Annotated in this window: 23 protein-coding genes; all 23 read left to right on the top strand. The window is 51.0% G+C overall.

What is annotated here, in order from left to right; translation table 11 throughout:
- Nucleotides 1-187 precede the first annotated feature (187 nt).
- The 23 genes from EA392_13320 to EA392_13210 all read left to right on the top strand — a co-directional run bounded on the left by EA392_13320 (nt 188) and on the right by EA392_13210 (nt 20,819).
- Complete coding sequence (locus tag EA392_13320; GenBank protein ID TVR37238.1) at nt 188-1,186, top strand: hypothetical protein; 999 nt, start codon at nt 188-190, stop codon at nt 1,184-1,186.
- A gap of 66 nt (nt 1,187-1,252) precedes the next feature.
- Complete coding sequence (locus EA392_13315) at nt 1,253-2,008, top strand: ABC transporter ATP-binding protein (GenBank protein TVR37237.1); 756 nt, start codon at nt 1,253-1,255, stop codon at nt 2,006-2,008.
- Nucleotides 2,008-3,279: an ABC transporter permease gene (locus EA392_13310; GenBank protein ID TVR37236.1), complete on the top strand. Its 1,272-nt coding sequence runs from the start codon at nt 2,008-2,010 to the stop codon at nt 3,277-3,279. Before EA392_13315 ends, EA392_13310 begins: the two co-directional genes overlap by 1 nt.
- Complete coding sequence (locus EA392_13305; protein ID TVR37235.1) at nt 3,279-3,539, top strand: acyl carrier protein; 261 nt, start codon at nt 3,279-3,281, stop codon at nt 3,537-3,539. Before EA392_13310 ends, EA392_13305 begins: the two co-directional genes overlap by 1 nt.
- A gap of 66 nt (nt 3,540-3,605) precedes the next feature.
- On the top strand, nt 3,606-4,901 hold the full coding sequence (locus EA392_13300; protein ID TVR37234.1) for a hypothetical protein: 1,296 nt from the start codon (nt 3,606-3,608) through the stop codon (nt 4,899-4,901).
- Entirely contained in the window at nt 4,901-6,145 is a 1,245-nt protein-coding gene (locus tag EA392_13295) for an FAD-dependent oxidoreductase (protein TVR37233.1), read from the top strand. Before EA392_13300 ends, EA392_13295 begins: the two co-directional genes overlap by 1 nt.
- Before the next feature lies 1 nt (nt 6,146).
- The gene (locus tag EA392_13290) at nt 6,147-7,589 is read left to right on the top strand and encodes a hypothetical protein (protein TVR37232.1); all 1,443 of its coding nucleotides are present in this window, start codon (nt 6,147-6,149) and stop codon (nt 7,587-7,589) included.
- Between the two features lie 190 nt (nt 7,590-7,779).
- Entirely contained in the window at nt 7,780-8,250 is a 471-nt protein-coding gene (locus EA392_13285; GenBank protein ID TVR37231.1) for a hypothetical protein, read from the top strand.
- Nucleotides 8,251-8,517: 267 nt separating this feature from the next.
- Entirely contained in the window at nt 8,518-9,090 is a 573-nt protein-coding gene (locus EA392_13280; GenBank protein ID TVR37230.1) for a hypothetical protein, read from the top strand.
- Between the two features lie 95 nt (nt 9,091-9,185).
- Entirely contained in the window at nt 9,186-10,262 is a 1,077-nt protein-coding gene (locus EA392_13275) for a methyltransferase domain-containing protein (GenBank protein ID TVR37229.1), read from the top strand.
- A 43-nt stretch (nt 10,263-10,305) separates the two neighbouring features.
- Nucleotides 10,306-11,847 carry an aromatic amino acid lyase gene (locus EA392_13270; protein TVR37228.1) on the top strand — a complete coding sequence of 514 codons (1,542 nt, stop codon included), beginning with the start codon at nt 10,306-10,308 and terminating at the stop codon, nt 11,845-11,847.
- Nucleotides 11,844-12,575: a 3-oxoacyl-ACP reductase FabG gene (gene fabG, locus EA392_13265; GenBank protein ID TVR37227.1), complete on the top strand. Its 732-nt coding sequence runs from the start codon at nt 11,844-11,846 to the stop codon at nt 12,573-12,575. The genes EA392_13270 and fabG overlap by 4 nt, the downstream gene beginning before the upstream one ends.
- Nucleotides 12,575-13,804 carry a beta-ketoacyl-[acyl-carrier-protein] synthase family protein gene (locus EA392_13260; GenBank protein ID TVR37226.1) on the top strand — a complete coding sequence of 410 codons (1,230 nt, stop codon included), beginning with the start codon at nt 12,575-12,577 and terminating at the stop codon, nt 13,802-13,804. The genes fabG and EA392_13260 overlap by 1 nt, the downstream gene beginning before the upstream one ends.
- 2 nt (nt 13,805-13,806) lie before the next feature.
- A complete protein-coding gene (locus tag EA392_13255) occupies nt 13,807-14,058 on the top strand; it encodes an acyl carrier protein (GenBank protein TVR37225.1) in 252 nt (83 codons plus the stop codon).
- 4 nt (nt 14,059-14,062) lie between these two features.
- Nucleotides 14,063-14,965, top strand: a complete 903-nt coding sequence (locus EA392_13250) for a lipid A biosynthesis acyltransferase (GenBank protein ID TVR37224.1) — start codon at nt 14,063-14,065, stop codon at nt 14,963-14,965.
- Nucleotides 14,943-15,374, top strand: coding sequence for a 3-hydroxyacyl-ACP dehydratase (locus EA392_13245; protein TVR37223.1), 432 nt, complete (start codon nt 14,943-14,945; stop codon nt 15,372-15,374). The genes EA392_13250 and EA392_13245 overlap by 23 nt, the downstream gene beginning before the upstream one ends.
- Before the next feature lie 64 nt (nt 15,375-15,438).
- Nucleotides 15,439-15,795 (top strand): acyl-CoA thioesterase, encoded by a 357-nt coding sequence (locus EA392_13240; GenBank protein ID TVR37222.1) that lies wholly within the window; start codon nt 15,439-15,441, stop codon nt 15,793-15,795.
- A gap of 3 nt (nt 15,796-15,798) precedes the next feature.
- Nucleotides 15,799-16,914, top strand: a complete 1,116-nt coding sequence (locus tag EA392_13235; GenBank protein ID TVR37221.1) for a beta-ketoacyl synthase — start codon at nt 15,799-15,801, stop codon at nt 16,912-16,914.
- Nucleotides 16,911-17,561, top strand: a complete 651-nt coding sequence (locus tag EA392_13230; GenBank protein TVR37220.1) for a hypothetical protein — start codon at nt 16,911-16,913, stop codon at nt 17,559-17,561. The genes EA392_13235 and EA392_13230 overlap by 4 nt, the downstream gene beginning before the upstream one ends.
- A complete protein-coding gene (locus EA392_13225) occupies nt 17,537-17,794 on the top strand; it encodes an acyl carrier protein (GenBank protein TVR37219.1) in 258 nt (85 codons plus the stop codon). The genes EA392_13230 and EA392_13225 overlap by 25 nt, the downstream gene beginning before the upstream one ends.
- 6 nt (nt 17,795-17,800) lie before the next feature.
- The gene (locus EA392_13220; GenBank protein ID TVR37218.1) at nt 17,801-18,991 is read left to right on the top strand and encodes a beta-ketoacyl-[acyl-carrier-protein] synthase family protein; all 1,191 of its coding nucleotides are present in this window, start codon (nt 17,801-17,803) and stop codon (nt 18,989-18,991) included.
- Nucleotides 18,988-20,052, top strand: a complete 1,065-nt coding sequence (locus EA392_13215) for a 3-oxoacyl-ACP synthase (protein TVR37217.1) — start codon at nt 18,988-18,990, stop codon at nt 20,050-20,052. The genes EA392_13220 and EA392_13215 overlap by 4 nt, the downstream gene beginning before the upstream one ends.
- Complete coding sequence (locus EA392_13210) at nt 20,046-20,819, top strand: polysaccharide deacetylase family protein (protein ID TVR37216.1); 774 nt, start codon at nt 20,046-20,048, stop codon at nt 20,817-20,819. Before EA392_13215 ends, EA392_13210 begins: the two co-directional genes overlap by 7 nt.
- The last annotated feature ends 3 nt before the right edge of the window (nt 20,820-20,822 follow it).

Below are 20,822 nucleotides of genomic sequence, written 5' to 3'. Positions count from 1 at the left end.
ACAAGGTCCCCATTGTCTAATTGTCTAATCGGCTCATTGGCCAATCATCTCATCGGCTCATCGTCTCATTGTCTAATCGGCTCATTGTCTAATCGTCTAATCGGCTTATCGTCTAATTGGCTCATCGTCTCATTGGCTCTTCCACACTTTCTATTACCTTCGTGGTATAACCACAAACCAACGCACCATGAAAAATTCAATTTTACTCCTTACCCTTTGCGGTATTTTACTCTTTTCGTGTAACCCCCGTCCGTATGACGTGAGCCGTGAGGCTGTGATTGACGCTCCGGTAGAGGTAGTGTACAACACGGTAAACAATCACCAAAACCGAATGAAATGGTCGCCGTGGGAGCAGCGCGATGAGCATATCAGTCTTTCATTTGAAGGCCCTGAATCCGGGGTAGGAGCTATTTATCGCTGGTCAGGAAACAGCGATGTGGGCAAAGGCTGGATAGAAATTCTGGAAAGTGAGCCCAACCTGCGAATCGTGTCGCGCCTTATGTTCGAAGAGCCTTTTGAAGCCGAGAGCCGCGAAAAATGGGAATTCTCTTCTGAAGACGGGAAAACCAGGGTAAAATGGTCCACCAGTGGCGAGTTTCCTGGCTGGATGTTCTGGATGGGGCAGGACAATATGGACAATATGATGGGCCCCGACCTGGAAAAAGGATTGGTTGGTCTTGCAGAGCTTTGTTCGGCTGCTTCTGCCGAAACTCAAGATGTGGATATTGTGGAGGTTGAATCGCAAACCTACTACTACATTGCAGCGTCGCTTGCTTTTGATGAGTTGACTTCCGGCTTTTTTGATGAGAAGTACCAGGAGATACTCAGCTACCTCGGCGAAGACGCGGGTCGCATTTCAGGGCCGTTTTTTGCTGTTTTTCACGAATGGGACGAAGAGAATGAGCGCACCGAACTGGAAGTGGCCGTTCCTTGCAACAGTGAAAAACCCGGCAACGACAACGTTCAACGCGGAACCACCTACGAGGGCAAAACCGTAATGATGGAGCACCTGGGCGATTACGAATCATCGGGTAATACGCACTATGCGATTCACTCTATGATTGAGCAACTCAATCTGGAGATAGTGGGAAGCCCGTGGGAGCGCTATGTAATCGGACCCGCTCAGAGCGATCAGCCTGACCAGTGGGTTACGGAGATTTATTATCCCGTGGCGAGTGTGCAGTAGTATGGTTTTCTGTTGACATCTTCACAAGCTTTCAGTGCAGCAAATTCGATTACCTTTGCAGCCCTCATGCAGGGCGAAGCGGTCATATCTATCGAACATATCAGCAAGCGCTATAAGCACGCCTTGCAACCTACGGTTACCGATCTTAGTCTGAACGTGTACCGCGGTGAGATTTTTGGTTTGCTGGGGCCCAATGGAGCCGGTAAAACCACCACAATATCCATGATTTGCGGAATGATCCGGCCCGATACCGGAACCATACGTATCAACGACTTGTCCGTAGAGACAGATTTTGAAACCATTAAGCACCACTTGGGTGTTGTGCCGCAGGAAATTGCTCTGTTTGATAACCTGAGTGCGCTCGAGAACCTGCGCTACTTCGGCCAGATGTACAGCATCCCCGCTGCCCAGCTTAATGAGAAAATCGGTTATTACCTGGATCGCTTCGGGCTTACCGGACACGAGAAAAAGCGGGTTCACCATTACTCCGGCGGAATGAAACGCCGCGTGAATCTCATCGCCGCCCTGCTTCACGAACCGCAATTACTCATTCTGGATGAACCCACCGTGGGGGTGGATGTTCAGTCGAGACACGTGATTCTCAACTTTCTGAAAGAAATCAACCGCGACCGGGGAGTGAGTATTCTTTACACAAGCCATTTGCTGGAAGAAGCGGAGGACTTGTGTTCGCGGGTGGCGATTATTGATTCCGGTCATATCCTTTCGAAAGGAACGCCCGAAGAGCTGATTGCGGCCACCGATGGCGCGGACAATCTGCAGTCATACTTTATCCAACTCACCGGTGAAACCCTGCGCGACTGATGTTTAACAGATTCAAAGCCTCGGCATACAAGGATTTGCTCATTTTGAGTCGCGACAAGGCGGGTTTAGCCATTCTGTTTTTTATGCCCGTGATGCTGATTTTCATCATGACGTTGATTCAGGATGCGGCCTACAGCACCATGAGTCAGAGCAGTCTGCCGATTATCTACGTAGATCAGGATCAGGATTCGCTGGGCACCAGTATTCGTCGCGGACTGCAATCTACATCTCTGGTGCGTTTGGTAACGGGCGAGAACGGTAAAGATTTCAATCGTACTGCGGCTGAGGAGGCTGTTTCCTCCGGAAAATACCTGCTGGCCGTGGTTGTACCCGAAGGAGCTTCTGAAGCCATTCGACGCAGTGTAAGTCAAAACATTGAGCGGGCTTTGCTCGATCCGGATGCTGAATTCGAGCCTATTGAAAAAGCCGAAATTACGGTGTTCGTAGATCCCGCAGCGCAACAGGCATTCATTAACTCGGTATCGTCAACCTTGCGTGAATTCATCTCCGAAATGAAAACCAAACTCGTGTTCGAAACGTTTTCGCGCGAGCTCGCCAAGCTGCTTCCGGATGGAGACGAGCCTGAGTTCAACAATGAGGATGTAGTGCTTTTCAAGCAGGAATACGCCACCCACGATCGCATGACCACCTTTCCCAACACGGTACAGCACAACGTACCTGCGTGGACCATCTTCGCCATGTTTTTCATCATCATTCCGCTTTCGGTAAGCCTTATTCGCGAGAAAAGTGAAGGAAGCATGGTGCGCCTCAAAACCCTGCCCGGCAGTTACCTCGATATCCTGCTCGGCAAGTTTGCCGTGTTTTTTGTGGTGTGTAACATTCAGTTTGTGCTGATGATGCTGGTAGGCATAGTGTTACTTCCGTTGGTTGGATTACCCGTACTGAATTTTGGTGGTCACCTCGCAGCCATAGCTGTGGTGGCGCTTTGCAATGCTTTTGCGGCCACCTGTTCCGGCTTGGTGCTGGGTACCGTAGCCACCAGTATGCAGCAGGCTACCATTGGTGGTTCAGTGGCCGTACTGATTTTTGCCGCTATCGGAGGAATCTGGGTGCCCACCTACGTGATGCCCGTTATCATGGAAAAACTCAGCGTGGTATCTCCCCTGAATTGGGGATTGAACGCTTTTTACAACATCTTTCTGCGCGGAGCAGGTACGAGCGACATTCTCGGCGACGCCCTGAAACTGGTTGTCTTTGGATTTGCCATGATGGGAGTAGCCGTGGGATATCACCGTTTTAGATCAGAATAATGGCCAATCAACAGGAACTCGAAACAGCATTGCTGGCATTTGTGAAGGAAAACATTGTTTCGTCGGAAGTGGAATTGCGCGCTGATACGGTGCTTCGCGACGTGGGAATAGATTCCTACTCCGTGATTGAAATGGTGCTTTTTCTGGAACGAAAGTACGGTATTACCCTGCCCGAAGAAAAGCTCCTGCCTGAAAACCTCGCTTCTGTGCAGATGCTGGCGCGCTGTGCTGCTGAGCACTCGGCTAATAGGGATCGCTAAAGCAGCTCCGATTCTAAAGTTCTACCTTTGACGATGCAATGACGTCCGATTCGGACCCGTCTATCTATGTCTGAACAACAACCACACAAAGCCCCCCTGTCCGGCGCCGATTATTTCAATCTGCTGGTGGCGCGGAACCTCGAAAAACTGGGTTACCGCGGAAATGTGGTACACATGGCGCTTGATTTGGAAGGGGAGATAGCGGCCGACGAAATCAAAGAACGACTTCAACAAAAAGAAATTTTCTCGCTGCTCAATTCCATCAATCTCAAACGGGGCTATCCCTTTCAGATGCCCAACTGGGAACAATCTAGCGAGCGTTTTGAGCTGACCGTAGAGGAATTTGAACCCACCGAAGACGTTATTCCAGACCCGTTATTACACGTTGATCTGCAACCCCGCGCCGGTAAGCTCTTCCACATTGGATTGGTGCCACTGCCCAACGGGTGCACGAGACTCGTGTTTTCGGCGCACCACGCCATTATTGACAACCGCGGATTACAAATGCTGGTACGTATGCTCGATAGGCTCGACGCGCCCGAAAACCTCGCAGCTTTTTTTCCCGATCAGCGGGTAAAGGATCATTTTTTAAAGAAGGTGCGGCAGTTTAATGAGTCCAGGCATTTTCTGATGAATGCCGACAAGCGCGTGGCAAGCTTGCTTCACGAAAAAATCAAGCCCAACCAAAAAACCCACTATGCTATCATTGACCTCACGCGCGACCAAACCCTGCTGGTGGACGAACTCGCTCGTAAGCACGGGGCGCGTTTTGGCAACGGGCCCTACTATTTGGCTGCCGCAGCTCGTTCAGTCAATGCCATTCTGATTGACAGAGGCACACACGGAAACACGCACTGGGTGCCGGTGCCTCAAAACCAGCGGATGAGAGGTGGGGAAGGAGCCGTGCTTACCAACCAGATATCCTTCATGTTTTACCGCATTCCGCACCCCTCGCTAAACTCACTCAAAGAAGCCGTGCAGGTTATTTCGCAGCAAATGATTGACCAGGTGCGAAGCCGTATGCCCGAGTCGTACGCAACCATGATGAACATTTTCAGGAGGATGCCCCTGCGTATCTACAACCTTTTTATGAAATGGCCTACCAAAGGTGTAGTAACCACTTTTTCGTTTTCAGATATCGGGCCGTCGCTGGAGCATTTCGATTCCTTTATGGGCCGCCGTATTGCGGACGTGTTTCATTACCCGCCCAATCCGGTGCCGCCGGGCTTTACCATTGTGTTTATGCGTTACCGCGATTGCCTGCGAATTGTGGTAGGCCGAACAGAGCAAAGTATGAATGAGGCCGAATTGCTTAAATTTGAGAATCTCCTCAAACTCGACTTACTTCGCGGAGACCTCTGATGCAAAACCACGCAGACGTATTGATAGTCGGGGCCGGTTCGGCCGGAATGGCAGCTGCCGTGGGTGCGGCCCGTAGCGGTGTGCAGGTAGAACTGCTCGATCGCAACGCCTATCCAGGCGGAAAAGCTACTGCCGCCATGGTGGGGACGGTCTGTGGCTTGTACTATTCCAGTCCTGAAGAAGAACCAAAATGGGCTGTGGGCGGATTTGCCCGCGAATTTGCCGATAACCTTGCAAAAAAGAGCAACAGCCGGCCGGTACAATTCCACAAACGCTTGCATTTTTTGCCCTACGATATTCAATCTTTTAAGGAGTTAAGTGAGGAATTACTGAAGGAGCACGAGGTCAAGGTGCGATATAAAACCGAAGTACATGCTGTAGCTACAAGCAATGGGTTTGTTGAAAATTTACGGACCGATTCAGGCGACACTCTGGGTACATCGCGAACGCAGTTTATTGATTGCAGCGGTGAATCGGTGCTGTCGTTTCTCGCAGGAAGAGACTGGGTAAGGGCAGAAGAAAACCAGGCCGCAGCCCGGGTTTTTAAGCTCGAAGGACTTTCGGCCATGCCAGCCGATGCCTTGCCTTTTGCCCTGGGAATGGCTCTACGTAAAGGGGTTAGCGGGGGAAGCCTGTCAGAGGACTTAGCATTACTTTCTGTGGTACAAGGTTCTTACCGCAATGGGGCGTCGTACTTTAAGTTGCCCTTGTCTGAAGAAGTGACCCACGATACCGCCCAGCGCGCGGCTATGCTGAAATCTTCTGAGGAACAGATAAAAACAGTGGTAGCATATCTCCGAACGGCATATGTGGCCTTTGCCGGCGCCAGGATTTCAGAAATAGCTCCCGAAGTAGGGTTTCGCACAGGCTTTTCTCCACTGGGGCAAGATACATTGAGTGCCGAAGATGTATTAAAATCGCGGAAACATTCCGAGGGGGTAGCTACAGGAGCCTGGCCCATTGAGTTTTGGAGGCCGGGAAAGCAAGCTGAAATGCAGTGGCTGGATGATGGTGAAAGCTATCACATTCCGGCGGGAGCCTTAACATCTGCCCGCGCTAAAAACCTTTACTTTGCAGGGAGGAACCTTTCGGCTGATGCCTTGGCGCAGGCCAGCGCCCGCGTAATGGGAACATGTTTGCAAACCGGCTATGCGGCGGGCGTTTTAGCGGCTTACGCATCGCTTGGGAAATCGCGCAACGAAGCCATAGCACGCATACGAAAGGATCTTGAAATCAATCATTGACATGGGGCGAAACGTGTATTACATGCTCAAAGATGCCGCCACCCGCTGGCCGGAGGCCGTTGCTGTGTACGATGAGTTTGGCACCATGACCTATGCCGGGCTTTGGGCCGAAACCGAAGCATTGCGCAAGTGGCTCGTGGAGCAAGGCGTGCAGCCCGGAGTGGGACTGGGCTTAATTTGCCGCAACAGTCGGTATTTTATCTCCGGACTGTTTGCTGCTGTGGGCACAGGAGCGGTAGTGCTGCCTGTTTCGCACCAGATGAAGCGCGCCGAAATTGATGAAATTGTTGCTGAAACCGGCTTGCATGCTTTGTTAGACGACCAAAGTGGAGTAAATCCCCACGTAGGCGATGCCTTGCATTACAAAGCGTTGCCTTTTTTGGACTCTTTCAGGTTGCAGTTTACAGGAGCCGCATTCAGTGCTCACATGGCCGCTCATTTAGACGATCCCGCGTTTATACGTTTTTCCAGTGGAACTACCGGAAAATCCAAAGGTGTGGTGATTGGCCATGAAGCAGTGTACGAGCGGGTAGATGCAGCCAATGAACTGCTCGCATTGAAACCCGGTGAAGTGGTTTTGTGGGTGTTGCCCATGGCTTTTCACTTTGTGGTTTCTATTGTGTTGTACGTTCGCGTGGGTGCTGCAGTAGCCATTGCGCGCGATTTTCTCGCCGAAACCGTGGCAGATATGTGCCGGCAAACCCGCGCAACCTTGCTCTACGCGTCGCCCATGCACTTGAAACTGTTGGCCAATCATCCCCGTGAATTGGATTTGAGCAGTTTGCGCCTGGTGATTTCTACCTCCACGGCCATCTCACCTGCCGATATTGAACGCTTCACCACCAAAACCGGTCATCCCGTAACACAGGCTTACGGTATCATTGAAATCGGCTTGCCCATTGTGAATCATCTGAATGCTGAACAAAACCCCGAAGCTGTGGGCCATGCTTTGCCGGCTTATCGCGTGGAGATTCTCAATGACCATTTTGACGTTTTACCCGCCGATACCATGGGGCATCTGGCCATTGCCGGTCCGGGTATGTTCAACGGCTACCTCAAACCGCCCAGCCGGCGTGAGGAGATATTGCAAAAAGGCTGGTTCCTTACCGGTGACTTAGCCGTAAAAACCCCTGATGGATTGATTACCGTGGTGGGACGAAAGAAATCGATGATCAACGTGTCGGGAAACAAGGTATTTCCGGAAGAAGTAGAGCGCGTGTTAAACAGTCATTCCCATGTTGTCGAGAGTAGGGTTTTTGGTGGCAGACACCCACTGCTCGGTGAGGTTGTAGAAGCTGAAGTGGTCTCGCGTGAACCAGGGCTGGATATCGAGGCCTTGTTAAAGTATTGCCGCGAAAGATTGAGTACCTACAAAATCCCGCAGCGCGTTTATCGGGTGGAAGTTCTGGAAAAGACAGCTACAGGAAAATTACGTAGAAGGTGATTTTTTAGCGTGGAGGCCATTTTTAGTACCTTTGATGGGTATTTCAAATCTGAGCGCGACTATGATCAAACAACTGCTGATTACTTTGGGTCTGACGATTGCTTCCTTGAGCCATATGGCTCAAGGAGATTAAAGGGTAGCACAAACCAATGACATAACATGGCTCGGCCTGGATTTTTCGAAGGCGGTAGTGGTAGGTGAAACAGCTAGCGCCAGCGAATTAAAAGACAGATTTATCCCCGCGTGGAACAACATCGTTTTTTCTGAGAGTAAGAAATACGATATCGGGAAGTTCTACAAAAAGCCGAATGTTCATTACAACATGGATTTCATCAATGAACTGAATGCCGCCCGCGATGCTTCAACCATTGTTCGCTATGAGAACATCAGTATAACTGAAGACGACCTCGTAAAACACATTTCCGGCTACAATGTGCAGGGCAGCGGCGTGGGGTTGGTCTATGTTATAGAGTCATTCAACAAGATAGAGGAGTTGGGCTCCATGTGGGTGGTATTTTTGGATATCGAAACGAACCAAATTCTGCTGGCCCGGCGGATGGTGGCGAAACCCGGTGGCTTCGGAGTGCGAAATTTTTGGGCACGTACCGTATATGATGTGATGCAGGACAGCGGCAAGCAACTCAAAAAATGGGTTAAGTAACCCACACCACCTGATCTACGAACAATACCGTATTTATAGGTCATTGCGGGTGAAAACATGAGATGGTGGTTTGCACTCATGGTTATCAATCCCTACTTTCGCCAATACAATGCAACCATTCGTATAGCCAACTTGTCGACAATCATCGTGACACCTTTTCGCCTTCTGGCAGATTAGGCCGTGATGTTGCCAGTCTGGGTAGGTTACGCTGACTACTAAAATTCAAAACTTAATCACTTGAAAAAGAGTATTTTCACAATTGGGCTGGTGCTTCTTACGACCGTTGCCCTGAATGCGCAAAAGTTAAAGCAGAACGGAGATCTTACATTTCTCAAAGGAGAGTCAGAAGTAAATGTTTCGGTGGTTTTTGACGACAACATGAAAGTAGGAAAAATGTCGGAGGCCGAGTATGTTGAAAAAAATGTTTCTGAGCGCGATGCAAAAAAGATGGGCGATGGATCACGTTGGCTTGATGGCTGGAATGGCGCAAGAGAAAATTTCTACATTCCCAAATTCGTTGATTTGCTGAATAAAGTGGTCTCCAAAAATGCCACCTTCGGAAACTATCCCGACGCTGCGTACACCGTCGTTTTTAATGTGACCCGCATCGAGCCGGGATTTAATATTGGTGTCACGCGCAAACCCGCAGAGATTGATGGTGTGGCCTATTTTGTGAAAACAAGTGATATGAACAATAGCCTTGCTGAGGTTACCATCACCAAAGCACCGGGAGCCCAGGCTTTTGGTGCTGACTACGCTGTTGAACAACGCGTAGCTGAGAGTTTTGCTATTTCCGGTAAGCGCTTGGGCGCGCTGCTCAATAAAAAGGCATTTAAATAACCCTCGCACCAAAGCTTCTTAGAAGCTGGTTGCTCCCTCAGGCAACCGGCTTTTCTTTTTAGGTCAAAACTTCGGAGTTCGCCATATTTGCAACCATGAACAACATGCCCGAACCGCGCAAAGACCTTACGGCAGTAGATGCCAAGTTCGAAGCGCAAAAACTCAGTTTTGCACCCGTAGCTTTTCAGTGCGCGAGGGTGCTGCGGGAAACCGGAATTCTTAAGGCGGTGGCGGATGCAGGAGATGCGGGCATTTCGGTGGAAGACATCTCGAACCAAACCGGAATCTCTGCTTATGGTGTTCGTGTATTGCTCGATATGGGTGCCAGCCTCTATCTGGTGGATTACCGGGGCGATGCCTTCGTGCTCATGAAAACGGGCTACTTCATGCTTCACGATGAAATGACCCGTGTGAACATGGATTTCATTCACGACGTATGCTACAAAGGATTGTTCTTTTTGGAAGAATCCATCCGCGAAGAGCGCCCCGCTGGTCTTGATGTATTTGGGAAATGGAACACCATCTACGAGGCCCTTGCCGAACTTCCTGAGCAGGTTCGCAAAAGCTGGTTTGCTTTTGATCACTACTACTCAGATAATGCCTTCCCAACGGCCCTCAAACTCATTTTTGACGAAAACCCACCAAGACGTTTGTTTGATGTAGGCGGCAATACCGGGCGCTGGGCGCTTCAGTGCGTGCAGTACAACCCCGATGTGGAAGTAACCATCCTCGATCTTCCGGGGCAACTGCGCGATGCGGCGCAAAATGCCCGCGAGCATGGTGTGGAAAACCGCATCCACGGCCACGTAATCAATTTGCTCAACGCACACGATCAATTCCCCCAAGGAGCAGATGCTATCTGGATGAGCCAGTTTTTGGATTGTTTTTCCGAACAGGAAATACTCAGTATCCTTCAAAGGGCTGCTGCATCCATGTCGGAAAATACCCGCCTCTACATCAACGAAACCTACTGGGACCGGCAGCGCTTTGAAGCCGCAACCTACAGTCTCAACGCCACTTCACTCTACTTTACCGCCATGGCAAATGGCAACAGCCGCATGTATCACTCCCGCGATATGATTCGCCTTGTGCACCGGGCGGGTCTTATTGTTGACAAGGATGTAGATCATATCGGAATGGGTCATACCATCTTCCGGTGCCGGCTTGCCTGAAGCAAGCAAAGAATTGCGTAACATTGAACCGCTATAGCCTGTAATGGAAATCGGAAAAGGAAACCTCGATATCAACCAGTTTAACGGAATTGTCTCCGGCAATGAAAAGGTGCAGCTTAGCAGCGAAGCCCTGAAACGGGTTTCCGACAGCTATTCTTTCCTTGAGCAATTTGCCCGCGACAAGGTTATCTACGGAATCAATACAGGCTTCGGGCCCATGGCTCAGTACCGTATTCCGGACGAAAAAGGGCGCGACCTTCAGCTTAATCTTATTCGCAGTCATGCTTCAGGTCACGGTGAGCCCCTTGGAGCAACGGATGTGCGGGCATTGATGCTTTGCCGTCTCAATACGCTTATGCTGGGATACTCCGGAGTGCACCCGGATGTAGTTCACTGCCTCGCCTCTTTTCTCAATGAAGGCATAACACCCTATATTCCAGAGCACGGTGGAGTGGGGGCCAGTGGCGACCTTGTGCAGCTCGCGCATTTAGCCCATACCATGATCGGCGAGGGTCAAGTGGTACACAATGGTCAAATCATTCGGGTGCGGGAAGTGCCGGGAGCATCATCACTACGGTTTACAGACATCCATATTCGCGAGGGCCTTGCGATTATGAACGGCACTGCGGCCATGTCGGGCATTGGGTTGCACAACATCACCAGAGCCACACGATTGGTGCGATGGAGCACACAGCTTTCGGCCATTATTAACGAACTGATGGAATCCTACGACGACCACGTGTCCTTAGAACTCAATCAGGCCAAAAAACACCGCGGACAGCAGGTGGTGGCTGCGGCCATGCGTGCGCTTTTCAGTGAGAGCAAGCTCATCAAGCTTCGCACGGATAGGATGTACAAGGGCACCAACGGTGAGGCAGTCTTCAAAGAGAAAGTGCAGGAGTATTACTCGCTTCGATGTGTGCCGCAAATCCTCGGCCCAGTGCTGGACACTGTGCGCCACGCAGAACGCATATTACTGGAGGAGGTGAACTCTGCCAACGACAATCCCATCATTGATGTGGCAAGTGAGAACGTTTTTCACGGCGGTAATTTTCACGGCGATTACGCTGCCTTTGAAATGGATAAACTCAAAATTGGCATCACTAAACTCAGCATGCTGGCCGAAAGGCAACTGAACTACCTGGTGAATCACAAACTCAACGAAAAACTGCCTCCTTTCCTGAATCTGGGAGAACTCGGCTTTAATTTTGGTTTGCAGGGTATGCAGTTTACCGCTGTGTCAACCACCGCAGAGAATCAAACCCTCAGCAACCCGATGTACATCCACAGCATCCCGAACAATAACGACAATCAGGATGTAGTAAGTATGGGTGCCAACGCGGCACTGTTGGCCCAAAGGGTGATTACCAATGCCCAACGCGTGCTGGCCATTGAAGCGATTGCGGTATGCCAGGCGGTTGATTGCTTGAGGTGCGAAGACAAACTTTCGGGCGCCGGCCGCGAATTGTACAACCTGGTGAGGGCGCAGATTCCGGCATTTATTGAAGACACTCCGGGCACGGATTGGATCAACGCCATGATAGAAATTATGAATCACCACAACCCCATTGAACTCGAAAAATGAGCAATAAGTACGCATTGATAACCGGAGGCTCACGCGGAATTGGTCGGGCAGTAGCGCTCCAACTGGCCGGTATGGGCTACGACATTCTGATTAATTACCGGAGTGCATCAGATGCTGCCGAAGAAACCCGTGCGCAGGTACAAGCATTGGGGAAACAGGCTTCCTTGATTCAGTTCGACGTGCGAAATGCCACCCATGTGAGCGATGCAATTAAACAATGGCTCGCAGACCATGAAGGTGCCAAAATCGAGGTGCTTGTAAACAATGCCGGTATTCGCAAAGACGGATTGATGGTTTGGATGAGTGATGAAGACTGGCGCGATGTGCTGGATACCAGTTTGGATGGTGCTTTCTTTGTTACCCGTGCGCTTTTGGAACACATGTTGCGCAACAAATACGGACGCATCATCAACGTTGCTTCTCTATCAGGTTTGAAAGGAATGCCCGGACAAGTGAATTATTCAGCGGCCAAAGCAGCCATGATTGGCGCAACCAAGGCACTCGCGCAAGAAGTTGCCCGAAAAAATATTACGGTTAACGCGGTGGCTCCCGGGTTCATCAGGACAGATATGACGGCCGATATTGACGAAAACGAATACAAGGGCATTATTCCCATGAAGCGCTTCGGAACTCCCGAGGAAGTAGCAGCGGTGGTTGGATTTCTTGCCTCTCCTGTCGCGTCGTATGTAACCGGTGAAGTGATTTCGGTAAACGGAGGATTGTATTGATGAGCCAACGGAGGGTTGTTGTAACGGGCATCGGGATATACTCCTGCCTGGGTCTGGATCTCAACGAGGTAACGGCTTCATTGCGCGCAGGTAAATCGGGCATTGTTCTCGACCCGGTTCGCAAGGAATTTGGCTATCGCTCCGGACTCACCGGAATGGTTCCCGCCCCTGATTTGAAGGGTTTGATTGGCCGACGTCAGCGCATTCAGCTTTCTGAAGAGGCAGAATTTGCCGTGATGTCAACCCGTGAAGCCCTGGCCAACGCGGGTCTCGACGAGGGTTACTTCGATGAGCACGAAGTGGGAATTCTCTTCGGAAACGACAGCTCCGCCAAAGCCGTCATCGAGTCGAACGACGTGGTACGCGAGCGGAAAGACACCACCATGGTGGGCTCAGGGTCTATATTTCAAAGTATGAACTCCACGGTAACCATGAACCTGAGCACCATATATCGGTTACGGGGCATCAACATGACAGTCAGTGCGGCCTGCGCCAGTGGTTCGCACTCCATAGGAATGGCGTATTTCCTGATCAGAAGTGGTCTTCAGGATATGGTGGTCTGCGGTGGAGCACAGGAGGTCCATCATTATTCCATGAGCAGCTTCGACGGAATCGGCGCCTTCTCCATTCGTGAGCACGAACCCACCAAAGCTTCGCGTCCGTTCGATCGCGATCGCGACGGGCTGATTCCTTCAGGAGGTGCTGCAACACTCATTGTAGAAAGCCTTGAATCTGCCCTTCGAAGAGGTGCAAACATCCTGGCCGAAATCGTGGGATACGGCTTTTCATCCAACGGTGAGCACATTTCTCAACCCAGTGTAGATGGTCCGAGGCGAAGTCTTGAGATGGCACTTCGTGATGCCAGAATGAAAGCCTCCGAAATCGACTACCTGAACGCACACGCAACCTCCACACCCATTGGAGATGCCAGCGAGGCACAGGCCATCCATTCCGTTTTTGGGGAATCCAACACTCCGGTAAGTTCCACCAAATCCATGACCGGCCATGAATGCTGGATGGCAGGAGCAAGTGAGGTAGTGTACTCACTACTCATGATGCACAATGATTTTATCGCACCGAATATCAACTTCGAAAACCCCTGTGAGCACTCGGCAAAACTCAACATCATTGCCGCTACCAGAAGTCAAAAGATAGACGTATTTTTGTCAAACTCTTTCGGCTTTGGCGGTACCAATTCATCGCTGATACTGAAAAAATACAAGGGCTGAATATGGAAATGAGCGAAATCATAAGCACTGCCAACGCATTTTTGACGGAGGAATTTGAGGTTGATGAACAAGCGATCGAAGGAAGTGCCAACTTTCACGAAATACTCGACCTTGACAGCCTCGATTACGTGGACCTCGTGGTGATTGTAGATGAGCATTTTGGGTTTAAAATGACCGCCGACGATTTCAAGAAAATCACCACCTTCGACGATTTCTACGGTTTCATAGCCAAACACTCACCCGTCAACAAATAGCCGCATGGCCACCTGGCAAGGAAAGTCCAGGGGTACAGTCCTCGGTTACCGCATTTTTTTCTGGACCCTCCGCACATTCGGTGTGAAAGGCGCATACCTGCTGTTGAGGTTTGTGACGTTTTACTACTTTCTCTTCGCCGGAAAAGCCGTGCGTGCTCAGATGCAGTACTTTGAGCAGGTGCACGGCTGGACAGGGAGTAAAGCGCGCATAGCGGCCTACAAAAACCTGGTGCAATTCGGGCAAACGCTGATTGACAAAGCTGTGGTAATGTCGGGTGCGATTGACGTGCCTTTCGGCATTATCCGCGACGGTGAAGAGCACATAGCCGATGCACTCGATGCCGGCAAAGGTTTGCTGCTTATCAGTGCACATGTAGGAAACTGGGAAGTTGCCGGACACATGCTCAACAAGTTTGATACACCCGTAAACCTCGTGATGATGGACGCCGAGCGCGAGCAACTCAAAAAGTACCTCGAAAACATCATGGCGCAGCGGGCGCTCAACATCATCCCTATTGGCGACGACCTTTCGCATCTCGTTGCCATCAAGCAGGCATTTGACAGAAAGGAAATTGTTGCGCTGCATGGCGATCGTTTTGTAGAAGGCCAGCGCACCCACACCACGGAATTTTTCGGTAAACCCGCGCAATTTCCGCTAGGGCCCTTTATTCTTGCTGAGAAAATGAAGGTTCCGGTTCTGTATGTATTCTGCATGAAGCGCAGTGCACTAACCTACCATTTTTACGCGCACACCACAGAAGCTGCGCAAACTGCGGCCGAATATGCTGCACTTTTCAACCGGTTGTTGGAACAAAAAGTAATGGCATATCCCCACCAATGGTATAATTATTACGACTTTTGGGCTCTTAAAGAAGCGAACAACAATGGAAACCATGCTGGCAGATAAGGAAGCGGTGTTAAAAATGATTCCGCAGGCACCACCGATGGTGATGATTGATCACCTGTTGCGAACAGATGATGTGGTAACCGAAACCTCTTTCGCCATCACTGCCGACAATGTGTTCTGTAGCAATGGGCATTTTTCTGCTTCAGGTCTCACAGAGAATATCGCGCAAACTGCGGCTGTGAGGGGCGGATACCTGGCCATGTCTGAACAAAAGGAAGTGAACATCGGTTTCATCGGAGCCATCCGGAAGCTCGTTGTGCATAGCCTTCCAAAAGTTGGTGATACCATCGAAACCAGAATTGAGGTGAAAAACCGCGTATTAAGTTTTGCATTGGTATCCGGACAAGTATATCGCAACGGCCAGTTGATGGCTGAATGTGATATGCGCATCTTCGAAAAAATAGAATAGCTTGTCAGTAGGCGAATTAACGGCGTCTATAGAGCTTAGGGTTCGCTTTTCGGAAGTGGATTCCATGGAAGTGGTATGGCACGGAAACTACCTTCACTACTTTGAAGAAGCGCGCGAAGCATTTGGACGCAAGTACGGAATAGGGTATACCGACGTAAAAGCGCAATCCCTTCAGGTTCCGGTTGTTCACTCCGAAGTAGCCTACAAACGACCCTTGCGCTACGGAGACCAAATGCGGGTGGAGGTGCGTTTTGAGAATTCGCCGGCTGCCAAGATAATTTTCCACTACAGTATTTTCCGTCTTGAAGATCATGCGCTCATGGCCACCGGAAAAACCATTCAGGTTTTTACCGATTTTTCGGGTGAACTTCAACTTGTATTGCCCCCTTACTTTGAGCAGTGGAAGGCCAAATGGTTGTAGTGTATGGTGCGCATCACTGCCGACCATATTGCCACGCCGCTCGGTTTAAATACTGCTTCCAATATGGCAGCGATCCGTCGCGGAGATACTGCCATCCGGCTGTTGAGCGACATCTCCTGGTGCCAGGACGTTTACGGATCTGCATTCAGTGAGCATCAGTGGAAAGAAATGGAAGCGGCCACCAAAGGCTTTGATCAAAATACTCGGCTGGAAAGGGCCATGATCTTTTCAATCACCAAGGTAATGAGGGCTTCCGGTGCTGATCTTCAAAGTTCTGATACGCGCCTGCTGATTGCTACCACCAAAGGCAACATTGACATCCTTGAAGGGGAGTACAAGAACCCCGGTCGCAGCTTACTTTACCAACTCGGCACGAACATAGAGCGCGCTTTGAACACTGCACAGCCTGTTCAGATTGTGTCCAATGCCTGCATTTCCGGATTGCTCGCCATTATTGTGGGTGCCCGCATGATTGAGGCGGGGCATTGCAACAAGGTGGTGGTTTGCGGTGCCGATCTTTTTTCTCGTTTCACCCTGAGCGGATTTCAAGGATTTCATGCGGTAAGCCCTGAACCATGCCGCCCCTATGATGCCGCCCGACAGGGTATTTCGCTTGGCGAGGCAGTGGCCACTTGCGTGCTTGAAAAGTCAGACAATACCGATTTTCCTCGCTTCATCGCCGGAGCGTCGGCCAATGACGCCAATCATATTTCCGGACCCTCTCGCACGGGAGAAGGACTTTACCAGGCCATGAAGCGGGTTCAGGAAGACAGCTCAACAGAGTACCCCGGTTTTATCTCAGCGCACGGCACGGCTACATCATTCAACGATGAAATGGAGTGCCAGGCCATGAATCGAATGGGCCTGCAGGAAATTCCGCTTCACAGCATGAAGGGAGTTTTTGGTCATACCCTAGGAGCCGCCGGAGTGCTCGAAACCGTGGTGGGGTTGCACGCCTTGCGTGAGCAGTGGGTGCCGGCCTCGTTGGGCTTCAGGAAGCATGGCGTAACACAGCCCTTGAACGTTGTGGACAAGGCGTTTAATGCTCCGGTAACCACATTTCTAAAAACTTCATCGGGCTTTGGAGGCTGCAATGCCGCTGCCTTGTTTGCGCTATGAGTATGAAACTCCATATCGTCTCTACCGTGCAATTGCGAGACGGATGCTGGCATCGCGATGGCCTTGCGGTAACCGAATGGCGCGAAACCGAGAGCCTCACATCATGGCTTAGCGACCAGTACCGCCAGTTGAACATGGCTTATCCGAAGTTTTTCAAGATGGACAGCCTTTGCAAGCTGGCTACCCTGGCGGTTGAGGTTCTGGTGGATGATAAAAGGATTGTGGATCCGCAACAAACAGGAATTCTGATTTTTAACCGCACGTCATCCATTGTTTCGGATTGTGCGCACCAGGAGCTAATCACCGATACCCTGAACCCATTGCCCAGTCCGGCTGTTTTCGTGTACACATTACCCAACATCATGCTCGGTGAAATAGCGATTCGATATCGTCTCTCGGGTGAGAATCTTTGTGTCGTTACCGATGCTGCCAATCCGGACGAAATCCTGATGCACGCAAAACTGATGATGGAGTCAGGCATGAATGAACTCATCGTGGGTTGGGTAGATTTGATAGACCAGCAGGCACGCGCGTGGATGATGCACGTAAAAAAGCAGCACGGTGAAACGAATATTTCGCAACTTAGCACACAATTGATAAAAGACACAGATAACATTCCAACATGGACGCACTCATCGAAAAGCTGAAAGGAGAAATCATTCAGCAATTGAACCTTGAAGAAATGACAGCTGCCGACATCGAAACCGATGCCCCGCTTTTTATGGACGGACTGGGCCTGGATTCCATTGACGCCCTGGAGCTTATTGTATTGCTGGAGCGTAATTACGGTATCAAGCTCGAGGATCCGAAAGCAGGAAAAGATGTTTTTCACTCGGTGCGCACCATGGCTGAATATATTCAGTCGCGCAAGGAAGCCTGATTTTAAATGCCGCAGGGGGTAGTTGTTACCGGAATGGGCGTAGTTACCTGCCTCGGATTTGGGGTAGAGGAGAACCTGCTCGCGCTCAAATCCGGTCGGCATGGAATTGCTCCCCCTGAATTATTGAGCACGATTCACCACGAAATGCCCCTGGGCGAAGTTCGGGCGGATCGCGGTGAGTTGATTTCCCGTTCCGGGCCCACCCACCCACCCTTTTGGTCGCGAACCGCCCTCATCGCCCTTCTCGCCGCTCGCGAAGCAATCCAAATGGCGCAAATCACACCCAATCACCTTACCGGACTCATGAACGGAACCACCGTAGGGGGCATGGACCGCACCGAAGATTTCTACCCCGGTTTCATGGAGAATGAGCACTACGGCCATATGCGCGAGGTGTTTAATCACGACTGCGGCGGCACCTCTGAGCAACTCGCCGAAGAGTTGGGTGTTCGCGGATTTCTCGCTTCCATCAATACGGCCTGTTCCTCTTCTGTGAACACCATTATGTTGGCAGCCAGAATGATTGGTGCGGGTCGTATAAAAAATGCCATTGCCGGAGGTGCTGATGGATTGTCGCGGTTTACCCTCAACGGCTTCAATTCATTGATGATTCTCGACAAGGAGCTGTGCCGACCTTTTGATCAGAGCCGCAGAGGTTTGAACCTGGGAGAGGGCGCTGCGTACATAGTGCTCGAATCCGAAGAAGATGCCCTGAAAAGCGGAAAGCGCATTTTGGCCAGGGTTTCAGGATATGCCAATACCAACGATGCCCATCACCAAACTGCCTCATCGCCCGATGGCACCGGAGCCCGGATGGCCATGGAAGCGGCATTGAAGGAGGGCGGTTTGCGTCCTGCGGACATTAACCACATCAACGCCCACGGAACCGCCACGCCCAACAACGACGAAACCGAGGCGGCGGCTATTCGTGCAGTGTTTACCGAGCCACCGCCCGTTACGAGCACCAAGAGTTTTACCGGTCACACGCTCGGTGCTGCGGGTGCGGTTGAATCCGTTTTTTCCATTTTGAGCATCGGTGAGCAGATGATGTTTCCCACGCTGAGGCTGGAGAATCCGTTGATGGAGCATCCCTTGACCTACGTCACGTCGCCCGAAAACAAAACTGTGAACCACGTGCTGAGCAATTCCTTTGGTTTTGGCGGAAATTGCAGCAGCATCATTTTTTCCAGACCATGAGCTTGTACATCCGCGGCATAGGAAACATCTCGGCGCAGGAAACTTTTGGTTCACGGGCCTTTCCTGAGCAGCCGGTTTTTGAACCTTTACAATGCTTAAGCGCCATAGAACCCGATTATAAGGAGTGGATTCAACCCATGACATTGCGCAGGATGGCGCGTATTCTGCGCATGGGGATTGCGGCCGCCGGACAAGCCCTGAAGGATGCAAATCTCGAATCGCCCGACGCGGTGTTAACGGCCACTGCACTCGGCTGCACACAAGATACCGACCGTTTTTTGCGCTCAATGATTGAAAGAGAAGAACAAACATTGGCGCCTACTGCGTTTATTCAGAGTACGCACAACACCATTGGCGGACAAATTGCCCTGCAAAACAAGTGGCATGTGTACAATATGTGTTACTCCCAGCGCGGAGCATCCTTTGAGACAGCGCTCTATGACGCGCTTTTACTGGGCGAAGAGGGCAGGGCTGAAAATATTTTGCTCGGGGCTATTGATGAGCTGATTACGCCCTCGGTTCAACTGATGGCGCGATTGGGAATGTACAGGGTGCAACCCGTCCACCCCCATGAGCTGCTGCAAACCCGACTTCGCGGTACCACAGGTGGCGAGGGTGCGATGTTTATGGTGCTAGGCAGCGGAAAAGAGCATTCCTATGCCGAAGTGATGGATGTGGAAACCCATTACAAACCGGGTGAAGATGAGGTACTCCAACTGGCTTCACGGTTTTTGGAGCGCAACAAGCTCGGACCGCAGGATATAGATTTGTTCGTAATCGGCCGCAATGGCGATCAATCTGCCGAGCCCTGGTACGACCGGATGGAACAGCACCTCTTTAGCGATCATCAGCCTGTACAGGCTGCGTTTAAGCATTTGAGCGGCGAGTACCACACGGCGGTTTCTTTCGGTTTGTGGATGGCGGCCATGACGCTGCATCACCAATATGTTCCCGATTATGCGTTGCTGAGCGGAGAGGTAGTGCGCCCATTGAAACACGCTCTGTTGTACAACCATTTTCTGGAACGCAACCATAGTTTTATCTTGGTCAGCACATGCTGAACCACCGAATAGCCCGAAATCTTTTTCTGCTTATCGTGCTCTTGCTCGCAGCATTTGCAGGCTATGGGGCGCTTTCGTGGTGGTGGCTTGTGTTGCCCGCAGCGCTGTATGTGTTCTTGCTTTTTATTGGAACCGTGATGATTCGCGCGCGGTATTTTCTTCCGCTTCGAAACCACGGCAATCGGAGCAGAAGAGAAGTTGCCCTGACCTTTGACGACGGACCGCGGGATATCACCCTGCCCGTTGCGCGCTGTCTCAACAATCACGGTGTGCAAGGAACCTTCTTCCTGATTGGTGAAAATGTTCGTAAAAGGCCGGGGATCGTGGCAGAGCTGGTGCGTTATGGGCACACCGTGGGCAATCACGGGTACTATCACCGGTGGTGGTTTCCGCTGCGTTGGACGAGAAACATGGTGCGCGAAATGGAAGCCTGCGAAAAGGCCATTGAGCAGGCGGCAGGTGTGCGGCCACGTTGGTTCCGGCCGCCGTTCGGGCTTACCAATCCGCGTGTGGCGGCAGCTGTTGTGCGTCACGAAGTGGTTCCTGTGGGGTGGGATGTGCGCTCGTACGATACGGTAATCGGAACGGGCTCTTTGTTGTCGGCGCGTTTGCGAAAATCTGTACGACCGGGTTCCATTATTCTTCTTCACGATACCAATGAAGAGTTGGTAGCATTTTTGGATGCATTTTTGCCATGGCTTCAATCGGAAGGATTCAAGGTAGTACCCCTCGAAAAAATGATTCATGAAACACCTTATCGCGACTAGCTT

Source organism: Cryomorphaceae bacterium (assembly GCA_007695365.1).
Classification (GTDB): domain Bacteria; phylum Bacteroidota; class Bacteroidia; order Flavobacteriales_D; family SKUL01; genus SKUL01.
This window is presented reverse-complemented; position numbering and strand designations above follow the sequence as displayed.